The 19,645-nt window shown below is 48.4% G+C and carries 17 protein-coding genes and 2 tRNA genes; 12 read left to right on the top strand and 7 right to left on the bottom strand.

The window, feature by feature from the left end; translation table 11 throughout:
- Positions 1–35 precede the first annotated feature (35 nt).
- Positions 36–986 carry an HTH-type transcriptional regulator Cbl gene (gene cbl / locus HV350_RS14975; protein WP_016152661.1) on the top strand — a complete coding sequence of 317 codons (951 nt, stop codon included), beginning with the start codon at positions 36–38 and terminating at the stop codon, positions 984–986.
- 178 nt (positions 987–1,164) lie between these two features.
- On the opposite strand, the gene HV350_RS14970 is transcribed toward cbl, so the two are convergent.
- From HV350_RS14970 to HV350_RS26675, 4 genes are all read right to left on the bottom strand, one after another.
- Positions 1,165–1,296: an AAA family ATPase gene (locus tag HV350_RS14970; RefSeq protein ID WP_223870083.1), complete on the bottom strand. Its 132-nt coding sequence runs from the start codon at positions 1,294–1,296 to the stop codon at positions 1,165–1,167.
- 131 nt (positions 1,297–1,427) lie between these two features.
- Entirely contained in the window at positions 1,428–3,887 is a 2,460-nt protein-coding gene (locus HV350_RS14965; RefSeq protein ID WP_181628816.1) for a hypothetical protein, read from the bottom strand.
- 4 nt (positions 3,888–3,891) lie between these two features.
- The gene (locus HV350_RS26680) at positions 3,892–5,949 is read right to left on the bottom strand and encodes a hypothetical protein (protein ID WP_225623020.1); all 2,058 of its coding nucleotides are present in this window, start codon (positions 5,947–5,949) and stop codon (positions 3,892–3,894) included.
- Between the two features lie 54 nt (positions 5,950–6,003).
- Entirely contained in the window at positions 6,004–7,791 is a 1,788-nt protein-coding gene (locus tag HV350_RS26675; protein ID WP_249418015.1) for a hypothetical protein, read from the bottom strand.
- 611 nt (positions 7,792–8,402) lie between these two features.
- Here HV350_RS26675 and HV350_RS14955 point away from each other — a divergent pair.
- A complete protein-coding gene (locus HV350_RS14955; RefSeq protein WP_049282110.1) occupies positions 8,403–8,660 on the top strand; it encodes an antitoxin in 258 nt (85 codons plus the stop codon).
- Positions 8,661–8,993: a type II toxin-antitoxin system PemK/MazF family toxin gene (locus tag HV350_RS14950; protein ID WP_049282111.1), complete on the top strand. Its 333-nt coding sequence runs from the start codon at positions 8,661–8,663 to the stop codon at positions 8,991–8,993.
- 72 nt (positions 8,994–9,065) lie between these two features.
- Here HV350_RS14950 and HV350_RS14945 read toward each other — a convergent pair.
- Positions 9,066–9,141 (bottom strand) — tRNA-Asn (locus HV350_RS14945).
- Between the two features lie 99 nt (positions 9,142–9,240).
- Positions 9,241–10,728 (bottom strand): EmmdR/YeeO family multidrug/toxin efflux MATE transporter, encoded by a 1,488-nt coding sequence (locus HV350_RS14940; RefSeq protein ID WP_306459930.1) that lies wholly within the window; start codon positions 10,726–10,728, stop codon positions 9,241–9,243.
- Between the two features lie 160 nt (positions 10,729–10,888).
- Here HV350_RS14940 and HV350_RS14935 point away from each other — a divergent pair.
- Positions 10,889–10,964: transfer RNA gene (locus HV350_RS14935), tRNA-Asn, on the top strand.
- Positions 10,965–11,062: 98 nt separating this feature from the next.
- Here HV350_RS14935 and fhuE read toward each other — a convergent pair.
- Positions 11,063–13,249 carry a ferric-rhodotorulic acid/ferric-coprogen receptor FhuE gene (fhuE, locus tag HV350_RS14930; protein WP_181628813.1) on the bottom strand — a complete coding sequence of 729 codons (2,187 nt, stop codon included), beginning with the start codon at positions 13,247–13,249 and terminating at the stop codon, positions 11,063–11,065.
- Positions 13,250–13,597: 348 nt separating this feature from the next.
- On the opposite strand from fhuE, the gene hinT reads away from it, so the two are divergent.
- The 8 genes from hinT to HV350_RS14890 all read left to right on the top strand — a co-directional run bounded on the left by hinT (position 13,598) and on the right by HV350_RS14890 (position 19,642).
- Entirely contained in the window at positions 13,598–13,957 is a 360-nt protein-coding gene (gene hinT, locus HV350_RS14925) for a purine nucleoside phosphoramidase (protein WP_016156204.1), read from the top strand.
- A gap of 2 nt (positions 13,958–13,959) precedes the next feature.
- Complete coding sequence (locus HV350_RS14920; RefSeq protein WP_019076489.1) at positions 13,960–14,334, top strand: YcfL family protein; 375 nt, start codon at positions 13,960–13,962, stop codon at positions 14,332–14,334.
- A 13-nt stretch (positions 14,335–14,347) separates the two neighbouring features.
- Positions 14,348–14,989: a penicillin-binding protein activator LpoB gene (gene lpoB / locus HV350_RS14915; RefSeq protein ID WP_016152673.1), complete on the top strand. Its 642-nt coding sequence runs from the start codon at positions 14,348–14,350 to the stop codon at positions 14,987–14,989.
- Positions 14,970–15,794 carry a thiamine kinase gene (gene thiK, locus HV350_RS14910; protein WP_053390188.1) on the top strand — a complete coding sequence of 275 codons (825 nt, stop codon included), beginning with the start codon at positions 14,970–14,972 and terminating at the stop codon, positions 15,792–15,794. Before lpoB ends, thiK begins: the two co-directional genes overlap by 20 nt.
- A gap of 10 nt (positions 15,795–15,804) precedes the next feature.
- Positions 15,805–16,830, top strand: coding sequence for a beta-N-acetylhexosaminidase (nagZ, locus tag HV350_RS14905; RefSeq protein WP_016152675.1), 1,026 nt, complete (start codon positions 15,805–15,807; stop codon positions 16,828–16,830).
- A 21-nt stretch (positions 16,831–16,851) separates the two neighbouring features.
- Positions 16,852–17,394: an alpha/beta hydrolase YcfP gene (gene ycfP / locus HV350_RS14900; protein WP_003030817.1), complete on the top strand. Its 543-nt coding sequence runs from the start codon at positions 16,852–16,854 to the stop codon at positions 17,392–17,394.
- Positions 17,395–17,630: 236 nt separating this feature from the next.
- The gene (gene ndh / locus HV350_RS14895) at positions 17,631–18,935 is read left to right on the top strand and encodes an NADH-quinone dehydrogenase (RefSeq protein ID WP_016152676.1); all 1,305 of its coding nucleotides are present in this window, start codon (positions 17,631–17,633) and stop codon (positions 18,933–18,935) included.
- Between the two features lie 167 nt (positions 18,936–19,102).
- The gene (locus HV350_RS14890; protein ID WP_003030814.1) at positions 19,103–19,642 is read left to right on the top strand and encodes a glycine zipper 2TM domain-containing protein; all 540 of its coding nucleotides are present in this window, start codon (positions 19,103–19,105) and stop codon (positions 19,640–19,642) included.
- Positions 19,643–19,645 lie beyond the last annotated feature (3 nt).

Below are 19,645 nucleotides of genomic sequence, written 5' to 3'. Positions count from 1 at the left end.
CAATAGCGTAATGTCTGATGTGCCCGGAGCAAAAAGTGAATTTCCAGCAACTTAAAATAATCCGCGAGGCGGCCCGTCAGGATTACAACCTGACGGAAGTCGCGAATATACTGTACACCTCGCAGTCGGGAGTCAGCCGACATATTCGTGAACTTGAAGATGAACTTGGCATTGAGATTTTTATCCGTCGCGGTAAACGCCTGCTGGGCATGACCGAACCGGGCAAAGCCTTGCTGGTTATTGCCGAGCGTATTCTGAATGAGGCCAGCAACGTTCGCAGACTGGCGGATCTGTTTACCAATGACACGTCCGGTGTACTGACGATTGCCACCACGCATACACAGGCACGCTATAGCCTGCCCGCGGTGATTAAAGCCTTTCGTGAGCTCTTCCCTGAGGTGCGTCTGGAACTGATCCAGGGTACTCCGCAGGAGATTGACGTACTGTTGCAAAACGGTGGGGCAGACATTGGGATTGCCAGCGAGCGACTTAGCAGCGATCCGCTGTTGGTAGCTTTTCCCTGGTTCCGTTGGCACCACAGCCTGCTTGTTCCTCACGATCATCCCTTGGTGAAAACGTCTCCTCTCACACTGGAATCTATCGCCCACTGGCCATTAATTACGTATCGTCAGGGGATTACGGGGCGTTCCCGTATCGATGAGGCATTTGCCCGTAAAGGGTTAGTGCCGGATATTATCCTCAGCGCCCAGGACTCGGATGTGATTAAAACTTATGTGTCGCTGGGGCTGGGAATCGGGCTGGTGGCAGAACAATCCAGTGGAGAGCAGGAGGAGGGGAGCTTAACCCGTCTGGATACCCGGCACTTATTTGATGCAAATACCGTCTGGCTGGGCCTGAAACGCGGGCAACTGCAGCGCAACTACGTTTGGCGATTCATTGAGCTATGCAACGCAGGGTTATCCGTCGATGAAATCAAGCGCCAGGCGATGGAGCCAGATGAAGCCGTGATTGATTATCAGATATAATGCAAAAAGCCTGCTTAGTTTCCTAAGCAGGCTTTTTGTGCACAGAAAACCCCCAGCTAGGCTGGGGGTTCCGGAAAGCTTTCAGCTTTGGGCCAGTTATTAAAACTGGACTGCCCCCACAACTATAGAGCAGGATCGTCTACCGGGGTGGGGGCAGTCCACAACGGCTCGGAAGTGTCTAGATTATCCGTGGCGATTCAGTTTTCCCACTGTTGTTTCGACCAACAATGACTGTTGTCTGTTCCTCTAATACAAGCTCCACGTCAGCTAAAAGTCGGAAATTCTTTATTTGAACCTGATGAATGCGCATACGTCCCTCAATCTGTGTATAGGATATCGACAAAGCTGATGTTATTACATTGCATGTAAACTTCATTCTTCTAATAGCTTAGTTGTTCACAATGCCTCAGGTCCTATATTATTACCTGAGGCATTGAAACTTTACTCTGTCAGTGATACATCACGCACATCATCCAGCTGAACCTGACATTCCTTCCATCGACGCACAAGCGTAGCCACACAGGGATTGCCCGCTAGTTGATTCATTCTGACCCAATCAACATCAACTAGCCCGGCAAGAAGTTCGGAATTAAGTTCACCCTGCAATGCATGCCATTGGCGAATACTGGGTTGACGTTGAATAATAGGTTGAGGGGAGGAAAGACTGCCAACAATGACGTAATTTTGCTCTGGATCATGCCAGAGTCGTGTAATACCTGGTACGTTCTTGAGCCAGTTGCGAGGATCGCCTAAAGGTAAATCGAAGACACGAGATAATAATTTATTCCATGATGCTATTAATGATGTACTGGCTCTTTTTACTGATTTTTTAGCGACTTCCACCATAAGCGCATTTTTCTTTTCAGGCCATTGGGAAAAAACATAATTTTTTAAAACATCATAAGTGACATTGAATTCATTGTCGGAATAATATTTTCTTAAAGCACATTTCCATAGGTCACACAACAACTCTAGTTCACGAAGTAACGTATTTTTATTTGTATCGGATAATTCACCTTCTTCAGTAAGTTGGTCTATATGAAACATTAGTTCATCCATTTCAGGTAATAACCATTTATTAAGAGGGAGTTGTTGCCGTTGAGAATCCAGAATAGTCATTAAATCGTTTAATTTCTCCGGAAGCATATGAGGTGCTCCATATTGTGGATCCTGAAGGAGGATAGTCACTTCTTCCGTTTTGTGAATTATCACCGTCAACCGATTAATAAATCGGGTCAACTTCTCTGCTTCATTCCAAATCCCTTGTGTAATATCTTGGGGGCGATAATGGTAAGGCCACTTTTCGTTAAGCAAAGCGAGTAGTGCTGTTACAGAGGTATCAAATGAACAGAGTATATCATCACAGGCTGAAACAGCATCTGGCATAGCTGGGTGGAAAGGTAATATTATTGGGCGGTCTTGTTTAACAGTAAACAAACAGCCATTAGTGATTACAGCGAGACTGCTAGTGAGTAGATCCTTCTGCTGCGGAAGCGTCACACTAATTTTGGTCTCATTGCATAGCAGCAAATGCTTCAGGGCTAATTCTTTATATACAATTTCAACATTACGTGCCAAAGATTCTTGAACCGCTTTTTTCTCAAAATCACTGATACTATAATCATAGTAACGAGAATCTGTGGCAGGAATAAGCCTCGTGTCACCGTCAGGGGTAGACTGTTCTATTAGTAAGTTATCCGTAATTGGGTCGACTGTGAGATCAAAAGGATTAACATTAATATGCTGGCAGGCAGCTTTTGTTCTTAATATTTGTGTCAATGGATAGCGATCGTCAATGATACCCGGAGTCTGATCCAGCAAAACAAGTAGACACTGTGATCCATCAATTTTTATGTTCACAATCTGATCCGGTTCTATATCAGGTAGTAATGACATGCGTGCATCAGGATATTTTTCATTCAGCAGGGATTGAATGTTATTAACAATGTATTGTGGGGATACATTTTTCGAAAAACGTAGATCAAGAACCTTTATCTCTTTATCAAGCTGTACACTTGGGAATTTAGCCTTGTCAGCTGTTTTGAATTTTGTTTTAAGCGGTAAAGGGCGTAACTTAAGTACTACTGGAGATAATCCGAAGCCAAATTTTCTTGCTTGCTCAATAAATTCATTTTGAACGGGTTGAAGAATCCAAGGCCAGCTATTTTTGAGTGAGGTTGAAGACGAAAGGTCGAGAAAAGGGCGTAGCTTGCGTTTATCTTTATTTTTGGCTACTTCCCGGTAAATTTGAGATTTAGGTTTTGTCGTTTTTTCCGCTTTCCAGCGGGCAAGAACATTATTTTTATCATAAATCCATAATGGTTGATGAATATTAAATAATTCGTCTTTTATATCGACTGGACGTAGTGGGACATTTTTATGAAATAATATAACCTCAGTGATATTTTTATCGCTTCTTTGTTGAGTGCGACAGTCCAGACTAATTGCATTGATACCGCAACTATTCTTACTTTTCCAGACGTCAGTCTGTAGTAATGGGCATCCCAGTGTATGGCTACCTTTGCAATGTGAACCAAAGGCGGAGACTTTACGCATGATAAGTCGGATCCATACTGGATTCAGCATAGCCTCGTAATGGACACGCGTTGGCTCAACAATAATCCCATCACCATTTTTTATTATTGGTGGCTTGTCTTGCTCTGAGTCCAAAGCAACGTATAGTCCAAATTGATCCTTATGAGATTTCATCAAATAAGGATAATAACGACTGCCTAACTCATCATCAATTCGGCTTTGCCATTCATTCCAGCGATAGTTTTTACTTAACGGATAATGATAGACAACTAGTTTTTCAGCTTTCTCCCGATCGATCTCGTTGTCCCGGTAAATCATGTGTGAAAGAGGGAGAGAACGGATTATTTCGTCATTACGTTTCGCCATGATGTTATGCTCTTTCCATAATGTTTTGATTGATGATTTTTTTGAGTTGCCCGAATCCGGGTGTTTCCACTGAAATGGTGTCTGGGGTCACGCATCCGCCGAGAATCAGAATGTCCGCCTCATAAGGATTTTGAACAGGGGTTAATTGGTGAGAGAAACCCAGTAATTGACTATCAGCATGTGGAGCAACAAAGTTAGCGATAACCAATTTGGTTTTATTACCCTCGATAGCGCGAATTTGTGCCAGTTTTTTACTCAGACCCAGAGGGGTATGCTCTTGATTTGCGCCAGATGCCAACCATTGTTGATATTCTTCATCTGCCTTATCGAGAGTATCTTGTCTCCAAAACTTAGCATCCACACGATAATCAGAATTTTTTATGCTGAAATCATACTGCTCAAAAAGCCGGTGATTGCTCACTTGGCTGGTGGTAATGATGCTCTCTGAATAAAGAAGTGCCCGGATAGCTTCTTCTCCCAGACGTCCCATCAGTAGGCGTTGTATAACTAGTGGATGGAATGCGTAACGCTCTTCCAAATCGTTCGCGAAGGGCATAATAGACGTTCTGTAACCCTTACGGTTGAACCAGTCAGTAATGACAGGATGACGTTGGATATACTGATACAGTTTCTGAGGGTTGTATTGGCGCAGCCCTTCTGCTGTTTTGTCAAAAAACTGCCATGTCTGTGGGGAGTACCAGATTTTGCCGTCAGTATTAGCTAATTTCGGCTTTTCAAAGCAAGCCCATTTATATAATTCAAGATCAATGTCGAAAGCGTTTTTTCCCGGTTTCCAGGCTAAATCATGTTGAAGTACTGCTTTACCGAGTTGTCGCCAGAGTAATGGGATGTCATCTCTTGGTGTTGACTGTTCCCGTAACAATCGAATAGCCGGAACTAGTCGCTGATCGATATAATCCACTGCTAGTTTTCCAGGCTGTGTCGGCGTCATGAGCTGGCTGAAGAAATTATTCTGTGTCAGTTCATCACGCTCCCGAAGTGTATCCAGTAATTGACGATTGAGTGCCGAAAGCTGTCGACGATTTGATGTATAGATAGGTAATGAAGCAAAGCGGGACAGGTCTTTTGCTAGTTCAGCATCAAGGTGAATCTCAGCGTTGGGTACTTCGCACCAGGCTCTCTCAATACGACCAACCTGCTGTTGAACATTGGCTGCCGTATTTTTTATATAATCGCTGGTTCTCTTATACTCTCCGTTTAACCGGGAGATTTCGTTCTTCCTGTTCAACATCAGTGGCAGGATGAAGCGCTGATGCTGTTTACGTGAAATTTCCCCTGCTCGTAGTAGTTTTTCCAGATTGCGTAACTGGAAGCCTGCATGTGCCATATCATCATTGCTATCTGCACTGGTCTGGAAAGCGGAAAAGTAAAAATGCCGTGATTCCAGTAAATATAAACAGGTCAAATCCATATTTTTGCCGGATTCAGGCAGGCTGAAATCTAGATTTATACCGTTGGTAGCAGAGGCAGTTTGTGTCAGCACAATAACAATACGTCGGGAAGCAAATGCAGCCTGATAGGCATCACTGAAGCCCTTTTTTTTCTGACATTCTGCGGTTAACAGACAGATTAGTGCGGGCTCGTTATGTATAGTCAACGGGATAAATACATCAGTAAAATTCTTTAGCAGAAGATTGTCGGATAAAGGCGGATCCAGCTTTAACCATGTGAGGCAATCTCTGCTTTGTGTCGCTATTGCAGCGGTTAGCCATTTTCTTAAATAAGATATGGAATTAACAAAAGCCAGATGCCCTCGGTGCTGAGGCCTTTTTCCTGCTAGATCCAGCACATCAAGCAGTTTAAGTAGAATATTCTGGCGATACTCTGATTCGAAATCTGTTGAAGGTTCATCATCATTCTGGAAAAAATCGGGGGGCAGAGAAGCGAGAAGATCGGCTGAATGCGGGCTGTTCTTTGTTCTATTAAAATCATGAATCTCAGTATTCAGTTGTGTCTTTCTGATGCTTTCCTTGCTGCTATTGATTTCTTCAATCGCGGTATTTTGTAACTGAAGGTCATCATCGGTCTGAACGTAGGGCATCGGTTCTTTAAACTAGGAATCAGGTCGGTTTTCAAAAGTAGTTCCGAGAAAGCTTTACGTAACTGTAGGGTTACGTGCTTCTGCAATATAGCGTAAGGCTGAGTTTATCCACCGGACATCAAAGTGGTTGCAGGCTCTTTCAATATATGATGTGGCCGACAGTGCAAAAACGAGATTACGGCTGGCTAGTGACAGTAGTAAACCTTCTGCTGTTGTTGGCAAGAACGCACGCTTGATCTGTATTCGTAATGGATCGATATCGGTATCCACAACATTTTGTTTCAGTAACCAGTTAGTTAACCCAAAAATACTGGCATGTGTATTGGGCAAAATATTACTTTTTCTTAGTTCCCGCAGTTCAGGCAGATCGGTACGTGGCAACAAAAACCGAGACATATTTGGCAGGGTTGAACCATAATATGACGGTCTGTAGTCATTAACCGGGTCGAACAGAAGTCGGGTTAACTTTTTGATGTATTCATACGTTTCATCTTCGCTGGCTGTCAGGTCCGTTAACATCAGACTGAACTTTCGAATAAACTTTTCCATCAGGCGCAAAAAATCACTGATATCGATAGCCTGATCGTTATCCTGAAATGAGGAATCTGGTCTGATAATTTCGTAGCCATGTTCAGCTTGTCGCATGATAAGGCGCTCACTGCTTACCAGTTGATCGGAGCGAAATAAATAATGTTCACCGAAGGGTTTATTATCCAGATATCTTTGCAGAGGAATTACTAGCGATCTGGCATGAGTTAAATCAATTTTTTTTCCTTTTAAGGCCTCATCCAGTTCGTTAAGAAATGTCCCAAGACGTTCACGGATCATCGGTGCAGGTGCTGTTTCAACATACTGCATTCGTTGCAGTAATCTGCGTCCCCCCTCAAGTAACTGCCCCAAGCATTCAGGTGGTTCCTGAACCCATTGGGCTTGCGCCAGATATTCCTGTAGTACCTCAGCCTGATAATCAAATTCATCAATAAAAATGACATAATTGCGCAGCTCTTTGCTGGACATTCGTACTTTGCGCCGCCCATCGTAAAATGATGAAACGAGTTTTTGGGTTGTCATAATCAGCAGGTGTTGTTTTTCGTCGCGCCAGGCGATGGCGGGCAGAATGCGTCTGACCCAGGCATGACGACGGAAGTCATCAACTCGTTGCTTGGCGGCCTGCAAGAGTTCATGTTCTTCACCATATTTTTCTTTTTGCTTCCTGGCTTCTTTTTCCAGCAATTTGATATTTTGAATTAACGATATCTCAACTGCCGCACATGATCTTATTAACGCCTCTTTTTCACTGGCGATAGCTGCACGTAAATGTGTCGGGTATCCTTTCAATAATTTATTGATATATAGGATATTCCTGCAATTCTTACGCAGTTTGTCTGCAATATCTGGGTCGACAAATAAGTTTTTTCCCTCAAGTTCGTTGATGGAATTAAAGGGATCCGGGAGTGAATCTGCGGAAATATCTTTCTCATGAGGTAGTGGCGTAACCTCGATTGCAGAAACAATTTGTTCATCCTGCGCATAAAGCACACTAACGTTAAATGGTTTTCCATTGCTGTCTTCATGCGAACCTGTTTTTTCGTAAATGTCGTGGAGTATATTCCAGCGATGGGTAACCAGAATGGCCTGAGAGCCTGACTTTTTTATTGTTTCCAACGCCGGAGGGACGTTATCGGCGAAGCCAGAACGGTAGAGAGCGCTAGTTTTTCCACTGCCCGTGGGCCCCTGTAACTGACAAAAACCGGCAATGTGTTTCGTTGTTCTGGATTTTTTTGCTTGGGATAACGTATGTTCGATAACGGCATTATAGGAACGCAGTAAAGGGGAATTCACATATCACCTCATCTATCTCGACTTTTCGACGACTAATATTTCAACAATTTATGTTACGCCGCTCGGATGACATTGCAATAGTTGTGGTTAATTTTTCTTTATAAATCAATGAGCATGATATATTTTGTAAAGTTATGATTAGTCTTGATGTCATATTGTTACTTTAGGTCATATGTTCTCTGTAAACGCGTGTTCGTCCTTTTTCTCTTGCCTAATTGCCGGGTGTCACATCTGAACTAATTTGACCTTTGCACTATCGCTGATACTTCTCCGGAGAAGGTCCGTGCCGGAAGCTGCGCCGCATTTCGTTTATCTGATCCGCCATAATCCTTTGAACCGCAAACATAGTTTTCTATTATCGGTCTTCTTACCACGAACTAAGCTCCCACCTGCATAAAATGCTTCATGACCTGAAAGAAGCGCCTGATGTATCAGGGATGGTTGCCGTTTTACCGATAATGCAGCCTTTGAAAACTGCCGGATCTGTCTTAGGACGGATTAAGGCCTTCTTCACGCTTAGCCACGCTAAGGAAATAACAATGAATCTGACTAAAAATTGCGCACCATCCATCATTGATGTTATATTAAAATATAATATTCGGAGGTGTTCTATGTATACCACTCGCCTGAAAAAGGTCGGCGGATCCATCATGCTGGCGGTTCCTCCCGCCGTGCTGAAAACGCTGGCGCTGTCGACAGACAGCGAAGTGGGTATGACCATTGATAATGGCTGCCTGATTATTGAACCCCAGAAACGGCCCCGTTATTCGCTTGAGGAACTACTGGCGCAGTGCGATCCGCACGCCGAAATGAGTGAAGAGGAGCGGGAATGGATTGATGCGCCTGCGGTGGGCAAGGAGATCCTGTAAATGGACAGAGGAGAAATCTGGCTCGTCTCACTGGATCCTACAGCCGGACATGAACAAAGCGGAAAACGTCCGGTGCTTATCGTTTCTCCTGCATCATTTAATAAGTTCACCCGGCTACCCGTTGTCGTTCCCGTCACCAGCGGCGGAAACTTTGCCCGCGCAGCCGGTTTTACCGTCTCCCTGGACGGTGTGGGAACAAAAACAACGGGCGTTATTCGCTGCGACCAACCCAGAACGATTGATATGGGGGCCCGGAACGGTAAGTGTCTGGAACGTATACCCGAAGCTGTCGTAAATGAAGTGCTAGCCCGACTGGAAGCCATTCTAAACTGAGGCTTTCGGTGTGATTAACAAACGTAGAAAAGCAAAAAGCCTGCTTAGTTTCCTAAGCAGGCTTCTTAAATATGGCTCCTCTGACTGGACTCGAACCAGTGACATACGGATTAACAGTCCGCCGTTCTACCGACTGAACTACAGAGGAATCGTGTGAACGAGGCGAATATTAGCGATGCCACTCAGCGTTGTCAAAGCCTGAATAGATAAATGCGATCGTTTGCTGAAATATTCCCCATTTCGCCGTTTATTCAGACGCAACCGGTTGTTTTATGCACTTTTCACGCTCGGCGCGAGGGTATTTCCATAACCAGCGGCCTGTAACCATACGCCAGTAAAATAACGCGGCGCGCACGGCCCAGTCGAAGAACATCCCTAACCAAACGCCGACTACGCCCCATCCTAATACGATTCCCAACGTGTAACCCGCCACAACGCGACAGCCCCACATGCCCAACATCGATACCCACATCGCAAAACGCACATCACGTGCGCCCTTAAACCCTGATGGTAGCACCCAGGATGCCGCCCATATCGGCATAAACGCTGCGTTGAGCCAAATTAGGATGACTATGACCTCTTTTACATCCTGATCGTGGGTATAAAATGAGGCCATAACGCCGGCAAAAGGGGCGGTTAGCCAGGCGATGGCGGTTAAGCCGATTGTTGAGAGCCAGAATATATGGCGTAACTGGATTTCCGCTTGGGCAATCTGACCATTTCCCAGACGCCTGCCGGTAATGATTGTCGACGCGGAGCCTAAAGCATTCCCCGGCAGGTTGATGAGCGCGGCGATAGAAAAGGCAATGAAGTTTCCGGCAATTACGCTGGTTCCCATGCCGGAGACAAACATCTGCGTTAACAGTTTACCGCCATTAAATAGCACTGACTCAATACTTGCCGGAATACCGATCCCCATAACTTCCCAGATAATGGCGAGATTGAGCGGTTTAAAATAGCTTTTGAAAGGAATACGCAGCGCCGGATTAAAACCAATCATCAGCACCCAGATAATGGCGAACGCACCGATGTAGCGTGAAATGGTCAGCCCGAGTCCTGCCCCCACAAATCCCAGCCCTTGCCAGGAAAAGACCCCGTAGATCAGGATGCTACTGATGATGATATTTAGGATATTCATACCGCCATTAATCAACAGCGGAATTTTGGTATTACCGGCTCCGCGGAGTGCGCCGCTACCGATCAAAGCAATAGCTGCCGCCGGGTAGCTGAGCACCGTTAGCTCCAGATAGGTGAGTGCCAAAGCCTTAACATCGGGGGTTGCTTCACCGGCGACAACGTCAATAATCTGTTCACCAAAATAGTGAATGACCGCTGCCAGCACGGTAGCAAAAATCGTCATGATCACCAGCGATTGTCTGGCTGCTGCCCTTGCCCGTCGACGATCTCGTTTTCCCAGGCTAAATGCTACCACCACCGTGGTTCCCAGATCGATGGCGGCAAAAAACGCCATGATGACCATATTGAAACTGTCGGCGAGACCAACGCCAGCCATTGCTTCTTTTCCCAACCAGCTAACAAGGAAGGTACTCAGTACGCCCATCAACAGCACACAGGTGTTTTCCAGAAAAATGGGGACCGCAAGCGGAGTGATTTCGCGCCAAAAGAGAACCTTATAACTCTTGCGTTTGGCATACCAGGGCGTGCGGGAAGCGACCTGGCGTAAGGCAGCGGAGACGTTCAAAGTGGACCTTAAAGAAGAAAGTTGAAACCTCATTTCAAATGATGAGGGAGAAACCAAAAAGCTGCAAAGTTTTTTCCATTTAAAATGTCTGGAAATGCAACAAATTGTCGAGAGAAGCATCAATTGAAACTTATTCGGGGAAATGGGGTTTGACAAAAATTTTTTCGCCGCTAAGATAAGCCTCCACAACGATTCCTCTGTAGTTCAGTCGGTAGAACGGCGGACTGTTAATCCGTATGTCACTGGTTCGAGTCCAGTCAGAGGAGCCATATTTAAGAAGCCCGCTTAAGGAAACTTAAGTGGGCTTCTTGTGTTCTCAGTCCAATGCATCCACCTGACGAGCAGGTGGAGCGTGATGTGTTTCGAATCAGAACTGATAGCTGGCGGTGACGCTGACGTTGCGCGGCTCGCCATAGACGATAGATCCGTCGACATTGGTGTCGTAGGTTTTATCGAACAGGTTATTGAGGTTACCCTGCACAGAGAAGTTTTTCGTCACCTGATAGCGGGTGAATAAATCGACCATGGCGTAGCTTCCCTGTTCCGTGCGGAATGTGCCATACGGCGTGACCGTATCGCTATAAACACGATTCTGCCAGTTAACCCCACCGCCCACGGTCAGTTCCGGCATGGCTGGCAGGCGATAACGGGTAAACAGTTTTACTGTGGTACGCGGTAGGTTCGGGTTTACCGCATTGCCTTCGTTGTCTTCAGCAACATAGCGTGTCGCGCCGAACGTCATCTGCCAGTTATCGGTGATCGCACCGTTAACTTCGAATTCGACCCCTTTGCTGACCGTTCCATCCATCGCTCTATAGGCCGTGTCGCCATTGCTACCGGCAATTGGTACGCCGGTTGATTGGCCCACGTTATCCTGTTCAATGCGGAACACCGCGAGGGTGGTGGTTAAACGGCTGTTCATCCAGTCGGACTTCAGGCCAAGTTCATAGTTATTGCCGGTAATTGGGGAAAGGTATTTACCGGAACTGTCGCGCTTGTTCTGCGGCTGAAAGATTGAGGTATAGCTGGCGTACGTAGACCAGTTATCGTTAATGTCATACACCAGGCCCGCATACGGCGTGGTGTGGTTTTGTTCCATGCTGTAGGCGAGGGTGTCAATACGCCAGTTGGTATAACGCGCGCCGACAATCAAATGCAGTGGGTCGGCCAGCGAAATACGTGTTGCGGCGTAGAGCGATTTCATGTGCGTGGTATCGTCCTGGGCCAATGACTGCGGGTTCCAGTTGGTTTCCGGGAAGTTACCATCGAAGGTATAGAAACTGCCGATTTCGTTGGGGAATACGTTCGCCCACGCGCTTTCGTAACGGTTATTCTGTTTACTGTAGCTGCCACCCAGCATCAGATTATGCTGACGACCAAACAGGTCGTAACCGCCGTCGGCGAACAGATCGACGGCATCTACCTTACGCTTGCCGCTGTTCCAGCCGGTACCTCCGACGTAGTCATAGCCCGGACCATAGCTGCCATACGGGCCAATCAGCGTACCATCGGCTTTATTGACATAGGCATCGACGTACATCATTTTACTGTCAAACTTGACCTCGGAGTGGGTGGCATTCATTGTCGCCTGCCAGGTATCGGCAAAACGTTGCTTGATGGTGACAAACACTTTGTTGAAGTCTTTATCGTTGTACGCCCAGTCCGGCGCAGTGCTGCGCGAGCGGTCATAGCTGTTTTTGCTGCCGTCGGTATTCCAGCGCGGCAATCCACCCCAGGTTGGGCTGTTGATATCAATGCGCTGGTATTCATAACCCGCAGACAGGCTGGTGGTGTCGCCCAGATCGGCATCGACAATCCCGGAGAAGAACATTTTTTCGCTATTGTAGCGATCAAGCCAGGCGTCGTTATTCTGGTAGCCTGCCACGATGCGCCCGCGCACGTTGCCCTCTGCCGTGAGCGGGCTTTGAAGATCGGTCACATATCGTTGTTTATTCCAACTGCCATATTCCGCAGAAACATTACCGGTGAACTCGCGGCTGGTGGCATGCTTACGGATCATATTAATCGACGCTGAGGGGTTACCCGTCCCGGTCATTAGCCCGTTTGCGCCACGGACCACTTCGACACGCTCAAAAAGGGCCGTGTCGGAAAGGGCATCACCGAGATTCCAGCGGGATTCAAAATAGGTCGGAATCCCATCGACCATATAGTTATCAATCTGAAATCCGCGAGAGTAATAGCTACTGCGATCTGAATCCGCCTGACTTCTGCTTATCCCCAACGTGTTGTCCATCACATCGCCCAGCGTTTGCAGTTGCTGATCTTCCATGCGCTGCTGACTGATAATACTGACTGATTGCGGAATATCGCGCTGCGTCATCTGCATTTTGGTGCCAGCAGTCGTTGATTTAACGCTGTAATCCTGCTCCTCGCTGGATGTAGCTGGAGCAGAGCCTTCAACGATAACCGTCTCTTCAGCAGGGGCTGCGAGGCTGGTGGAAGGCAATAGTGCTAACGTGATGCAGGCTGCCAGTACAGAAGGGGCAAGCCCCGGTTGGCGTTGGTCATCCCCGTTGTGTGTTGTGAAAGACATCGAAAAGTCCTTGATAATTATTAATATTAAGTTCGAATCACTGAGGTTGTGATGAACCCTTTGGTTGTAAATTATTAAGTTCGCACTCGAATACAAATGCGAAATATACGCATTCACATTCAATGTGTAAACAGATGCTACGGCATAAGTGAAATGTTGTTTCAGTACTATGCTTAAGCAATAGCGACGGGAAATGGTTATAAGAACAGCAGTGGCAGGGCTTTTTGCTTAAAAAATCGAGGGTTAAAGTTGAAAGAGCGTGAGTAACTCGCTCATACTCTATACTCGCAGAGTGACCCGGCGTAGCATGGCATAACGCTTGGGCTGTTAATGAAAAAGGAAAACGTCGTGGCAGAAGAAACTATATTCAGCAAAATTATCCGTCGTGAAATTCCGTCAGATATCGTGTACCAGGATGAACTGGTCACTGCGTTTCGTGATATTTCCCCTCAGGCACCTACGCACATTCTGATCATTCCTAACGTCCTGATCCCGACCGTCAACGATGTGACGGCGGAACACGAGCAGGCGTTGGGTCGCATGATCACCGTAGCGGCGAAAATCGCCGAGCAGGAAGGCATTGCTGCGGATGGGTATCGTTTAATTATGAATACCAATCGTCACGGCGGTCAGGAGGTGTATCACATTCATATGCACCTGCTGGGTGGACGTGCGCTGGGTCCAATGCTTGCGCATAAAGGTCTGTAAGCATGACCAGAGGATGCATTGCACTTTCACTGAGCTTGCTGCTACTGGCTGGCTGTCGGGCACATCCTGAAATCCCGGTAAGTGATGAACAGTCGCTGGTGATGGAATCAACGATTCTGGCGTCGGGCATTACAGCAGAACAGCCGACGTTAACCACGTCTGATATTCAGGCCTCAGCATCCTCGCGACTTTATAACGAAAGACAAGAACCCGTTACCGTTCATTATCGGTTTTACTGGTATGACGCCAGAGGACTGGAAATGCATCCTCTGGAAGCGCCACGCAGCGTGACTATCCCGGCTCATTCGTCGGTGACGCTGTACGGCAGCGCCAATTTTCTGGGGGCGCACAAGGTTAGACTTTATCTTTATTTGTAAGGGGTGAATCTTGATGATCAAAATGAATCGCTACGCACTGATTGCCGCGCTGGCGATGTTTCTCTCTGGCTGTGTGGCGCAACGTGAGCCCGCACCAGTAGAGGAAGTAAAGCCAGTGCCGGAACAGCCCGCGCAGCCGCAACAGCCGGTGCCGGTTGTACCAACGGTGCCAAGCATACCGCAGCAGCCGGGTCCGATTGAGCACGAGGACCAAACGGCGCAGCCGACGCCACGTCAACGTCACTATGACTGGAACGGAGCTATGCAACCGATGGTCGGCAAAATGCTGCAGGCTGACGGTGTCAAAGCGGGAGGCGTTCTGCTTGTTGATAGCGTGAATAACCGGACCAACGGCTCGTTGAATGCCGGTGAAGCTACCGAGACCTTGAGGAACGCGCTGGCGAATAACGGCAAGTTTACCCTGGTTTCCGCCCAGCAGTTGGCTGTCGCCAAACAGCAGTTAGGTCTGTCGCCGAACGACAGTCTGGGAACGCGCAGCAAAGCGATTGGTATCGCCCGTAACGTTGGCGCACAGTATGTGCTCTATTCCAGCGCCTCCGGCAACGTCAATTCGCCGGCGCTGCAAATGCAATTAATGCTGGTACAAACTGGCGAGATAATCTGGTCAGGTAAAGGTGCCGTACAGCAACAATAACCGGCTGACGCGCGACGAGGTGTTGTCGCGCTATTTCCCGCAGTATCATCCCGTCGTAGCCAACCAGAGCGGCCTGAGCGGCGGGAGCTGCATCATCGAACACGATACCCACCGCTTAGTGTTGCGCTGTCATCACGACCCTGACGCGCCGGAATCGCATTTCTTACGCCACTATCACGCGTTAAAGCATCTGCCTGAAAGCCTTGCGCCGCGCCCCCGCTTTTATATACGTGGGTGGATGGCGGTCGACTTTTTTCACGGTAAGGTTGAATCCAGATTACCGGACGCCGACGAACTCGCTGGCTTATTGTATCATCTGCACCAACAACCCCAATTGGGCTGGCGAATCAGTCTGCTGCCGCTACTCGAACAGTACTGGCAGTGTGGCGATCCGGCGCGTCGCACGCCATGCTGGTTGCGAGCGTTGAAGCGACTCAGGAAAAGCGGTGAGCCTCGACCTTTGCGTCTGGGGCCTCTGCATATGGATGTCCACGGTGACAACATCGTACGTACAGCATCAGGGCTGCGGCTGATTGACTGGGAATATGCCGGAGACGGTGATATCGCTCTGGAGCTGGCGGCGGTTTGGGTCAACGACGAATCTCAGCACCAACGGCTGGTGAGCGCCTACGCCCAACGAGCGCACATTGAACAAAACGCGCTGTGGCGGCAGGTCAGACGATGGCGGCCCTGGGTCATAATGCTGAAAGCGGGGTGGTTTGAGTATCGCTGGCGACAAACCGGCGATCGACAATTTATCAGGCTGGCCGATGAAACCTGGCGGCAGCTAATAATGAAAGGATAAGGAGAGCAGTGTGGGCCCAGTAATGTTGGATGTCGAAGGGTATGAGCTGGACGCTGAAGAGCGTGAGATTCTGGCGCATCCGCTGGTAGGTGGGTTGATCCTCTTTACCCGAAATTATCATGACCCGGAACAGTTGCGTGAATTAGTGCGCCAGATTCGCGCGGCATCACGCAATCATCTGGTGGTGGCGGTAGATCAGGAAGGCGGCAGGGTACAGCGTTTTCGCGAAGGATTTACGCGTCTGCCCGCGGCCCAATCCTTTGCTGCGTTGCACGGTCTGGAAGACGGTGGCAATCTGGCTCAGGACGCCGGATGGCTAATGGCCAGCGAAATGATCGCAATGGATATAGATATCAGTTTTGCGCCGGTGCTGGATGTGGGGCATATCAGCGCGGCGATTGGCGAACGCTCTTACCATGCCGATCCGCGGAAAGCGCTGGCTATGGCGACTCGCTTCATTGACGGTATGCATGCTGCTGGCATGAAAACTACCGGTAAACATTTCCCCGGGCATGGGGCAGTGACGGCGGATTCGCATAAAGAAACCCCAACCGATCCACGTTCAGAAGCCGAAATTCGTGCAAAAGATATGTCCGTGTTCCAGACGTTGATTACGGAAAACAAACTCGATGCCATTATGCCTGCGCATGTCATCTACAGTGACGTGGACCCGCGTCCGGCGAGCGGTTCGCCACACTGGCTGAAAACGGTGCTGCGTCAGGAGCTTGGTTTCGATGGCGTCATTTTCTCCGATGATTTGTCGATGGAAGGGGCGGCGATTATGGGAAGCTATGCGGAGCGTGGTCAGGCATCGCTGGATGCGGGTTGCGATATGATCCTGGTCTGCAATAATCGTAAAGGCGCGGTCAGTGTGTTAGATAATCTGTCGCCGATCAATGCAGAACGTGTTACACGTTTGTATCATAAAGGTTCATTTTCACGTCAGGAACTGATGGACTCGGCACGCTGGAAGACGGTAAGCGCCCAGCTCAACCAGCTTCATGAGCGCTGGCAGGAAGAGAAAGCAGGTCATTAACGCAAGTTTGGCGAGGATGCGATGATTATCTATTTACACGGTTTTGACTCTAACAGCCCGGGCAACCACGAAAAGGTGTTGCAGTTGCAGTTCATCGACCCGGATGTCAGGCTGATTAGCTACAGTACGCGGCATCCTAAACATGACATGCAGCATCTACTGAAAGAAGTGGACAAAATGCTGCAGCTTAATGTGGACGACCGTCCGCTGATTTGTGGCGTGGGGCTCGGGGGATATTGGGCTGAACGGATTGGTTTCCTGTGTGATATTCGTCAGGTAGTGTTTAATCCCAACCTGTTCCCGTATGAGAACATGGAGGGAAAAATCGACAGGCCTGAAGAGTATGCCGATATCGCGACAAAATGCGTGACCAATTTCCGCGAAAAGAATCGCGATCGCTGCCTGGTGATCCTGTCACGTCATGATGAAGCGCTCAATAGTCAGCGTTCGTCAGAAGAGCTGCATCATTTTTACGAGATAGTCTGGGACGAAGAGCAGACGCACAAGTTTAAGAATATCTCCCCGCATTTGCAGCGCATCAAAGCGTTCAAGACGTTAGGTTAATCCTCAATGAACGTGTAAAAAACCAGCCTTTGGGCTGGTTTTTTTGTTCTTAAAGTTCGTGTTGTCTATCTTTTCAGCATCAAAACTTGATACACATCAATTTTGGTATGACCAATGCACCGTTCGTGTTATTCTCACTCTCGAAGAACATTTTCATTATCGTAACTTGTTGTTAATTAAAGGCTATGCCTATAACTTTTAATTAACAATTGGTTAATAAATTTAAGGGGGTCACGTTGACTACACCATTAAAAAGAATCGTGATTGTCGGCGGCGGTGCTGGCGGACTGGAAATGGCGACGCAGCTGGGTAAAAAGCTGGGGCGCAAGAAAAAGGCCAAAATCACGCTGGTGGACAGAAACCACAGCCATTTATGGAAACCGTTACTGCATGAAGTCGCGACGGGTTCCCTGGACGAAGGCGTGGATGCGCTGAGCTATCTGGCGCATGCCCGTAACCACGGTTTCCAGTTTCAGTTGGGTTCGGTGGTGGATATCGATCGCGAAGCGAAAACCATTACTCTTGCCGAGCTGCGCGATGAGAAGGGCGAGCTGCTGGTTCCTGAGCGCAAAGTCCCGTATGACACGCTGGTGATGGCGTTGGGCAGTACCTCCAACGATTTCAATACGCCGGGCGTCAAAGAAAACTGCATTTTCCTGGATAACCCGCATCAGGCGCGTCGTTTCCACCAGGAGATGCTGAATCTGTTCCTGAAGTATTCCGCGAATCTGGGCGCTAACGGCAAAGTAAATATCGCCATTGTCGGCGGCGGTGCGACGGGGGTTGAACTCTCAGCCGAGCTGCACAATGCGGTAAAACAGCTGCACAGCTATGGTTACAAAGGGCTGACTAACGAAGCGCTGAACGTTACGCTGGTAGAAGCCGGTGAGCGTATTCTGCCTGCGTTGCCGCCACGTATTTCCAGTGCTGCGCATAATGAGTTAACCAAACTGGGCGTACGCGTACTGACCCAGACGATGGTAACCAGCGCTGATGAAGGCGGACTGCATACCAAGGATGGCGAGTACATTGAAGCCGATCTGATGGTGTGGGCTGCGGGGATCAAAGCGCCAGACTTTATGAAGGACATTGGCGGTCTGGAAACCAATCGTATTAACCAACTGGTGGTTGAGCCGACTCTGCAGACCACGCGCGATCCCGACGTGTACGCGATTGGCGACTGCGCTTCCTGCGCTCGCCCGGAAGGTGGTTTTGTGCCGCCGCGCGCTCAGGCTGCGCACCAGATGGCAAGCTGCGCAATGAACAACATTTTGGCGCAGATGAACGGCAAGCCGCTGAAAGCGTATCAGTACAAAGACCACGGCTCTCTGGTTTCACTTTCTAACTTCTCTACCGTGGGTAGCCTGATGGGTAACTTGACCCGTGGTTCGATGATGGTAGAAGGGCGTATTGCGCGCTTTGTGTACATCTCACTGTACCGCATGCACCAGATTGCTCTGCACGGTTACTTTAAAACCGGTCTGATGATGCTGGTTGGCAGCATTAACCGGGTGATCCGCCCGCGTCTGAAACTGCATTAATACGGCTTATGGCGTCGGATGATTGTACTTATCCGGCGCCTTCCTTCAGAGTTCTCCGAATCATCCTGCCTTCGCTCCTCCTCGTGCTATTTTCATCCGTAATCTGATTGGCATTCCTTACCTTCTGTTGCAAAGTTGTTGCTAATAGCAAAAAAGGAGGAAGTCCCGTGAATAAATCTATGTTGGCGGGTATAGGGATTGGCGTAGCTGCTGCGCTGGGTGTTGCAGCGGTGGCCAGTCTTAACGTTTTCGAGCGTGGCCCACAGTATGCACAAGTTGTCTCTGCAACACCGATTAAAGAGTCGGTAAAAACACCGCGCCAGGAGTGTCGGAACGTGACGGTCACGCACCGTAAGCCGGTACAAGATGAAAACCGTATCGCGGGTTCCGTGCTGGGTGCGGTTGCTGGTGGCGTTATCGGCCATCAGTTTGGCGGCGGACGCGGTAAAGATATTGCTACCGTGGCCGGTGCTTTAGGCGGCGGTTATGCAGGTAACCAGATCCAGGGTTCGATGCAAGAAAATGATACGTACACTACCACGCAGCAGCGTTGTAAAACGGTGTATGACAAATCTGAAAAAATGCTGGGCTACGACGTGACGTACAAAATTGGCGATCAGCAGGGGAAAATCCGTATGGATAAGGACCCCGGCGCGCAAATTCCGTTGGATAACAACGGACAGTTGGTACTGAATAACAAAGCGTAAAAT

It is taken from the genome of Citrobacter sp. RHBSTW-01013 (genome assembly GCF_013781985.1).
Lineage (GTDB): Bacteria > Pseudomonadota > Gammaproteobacteria > Enterobacterales > Enterobacteriaceae > Citrobacter > Citrobacter braakii.
This window is presented reverse-complemented; position numbering and strand designations above follow the sequence as displayed.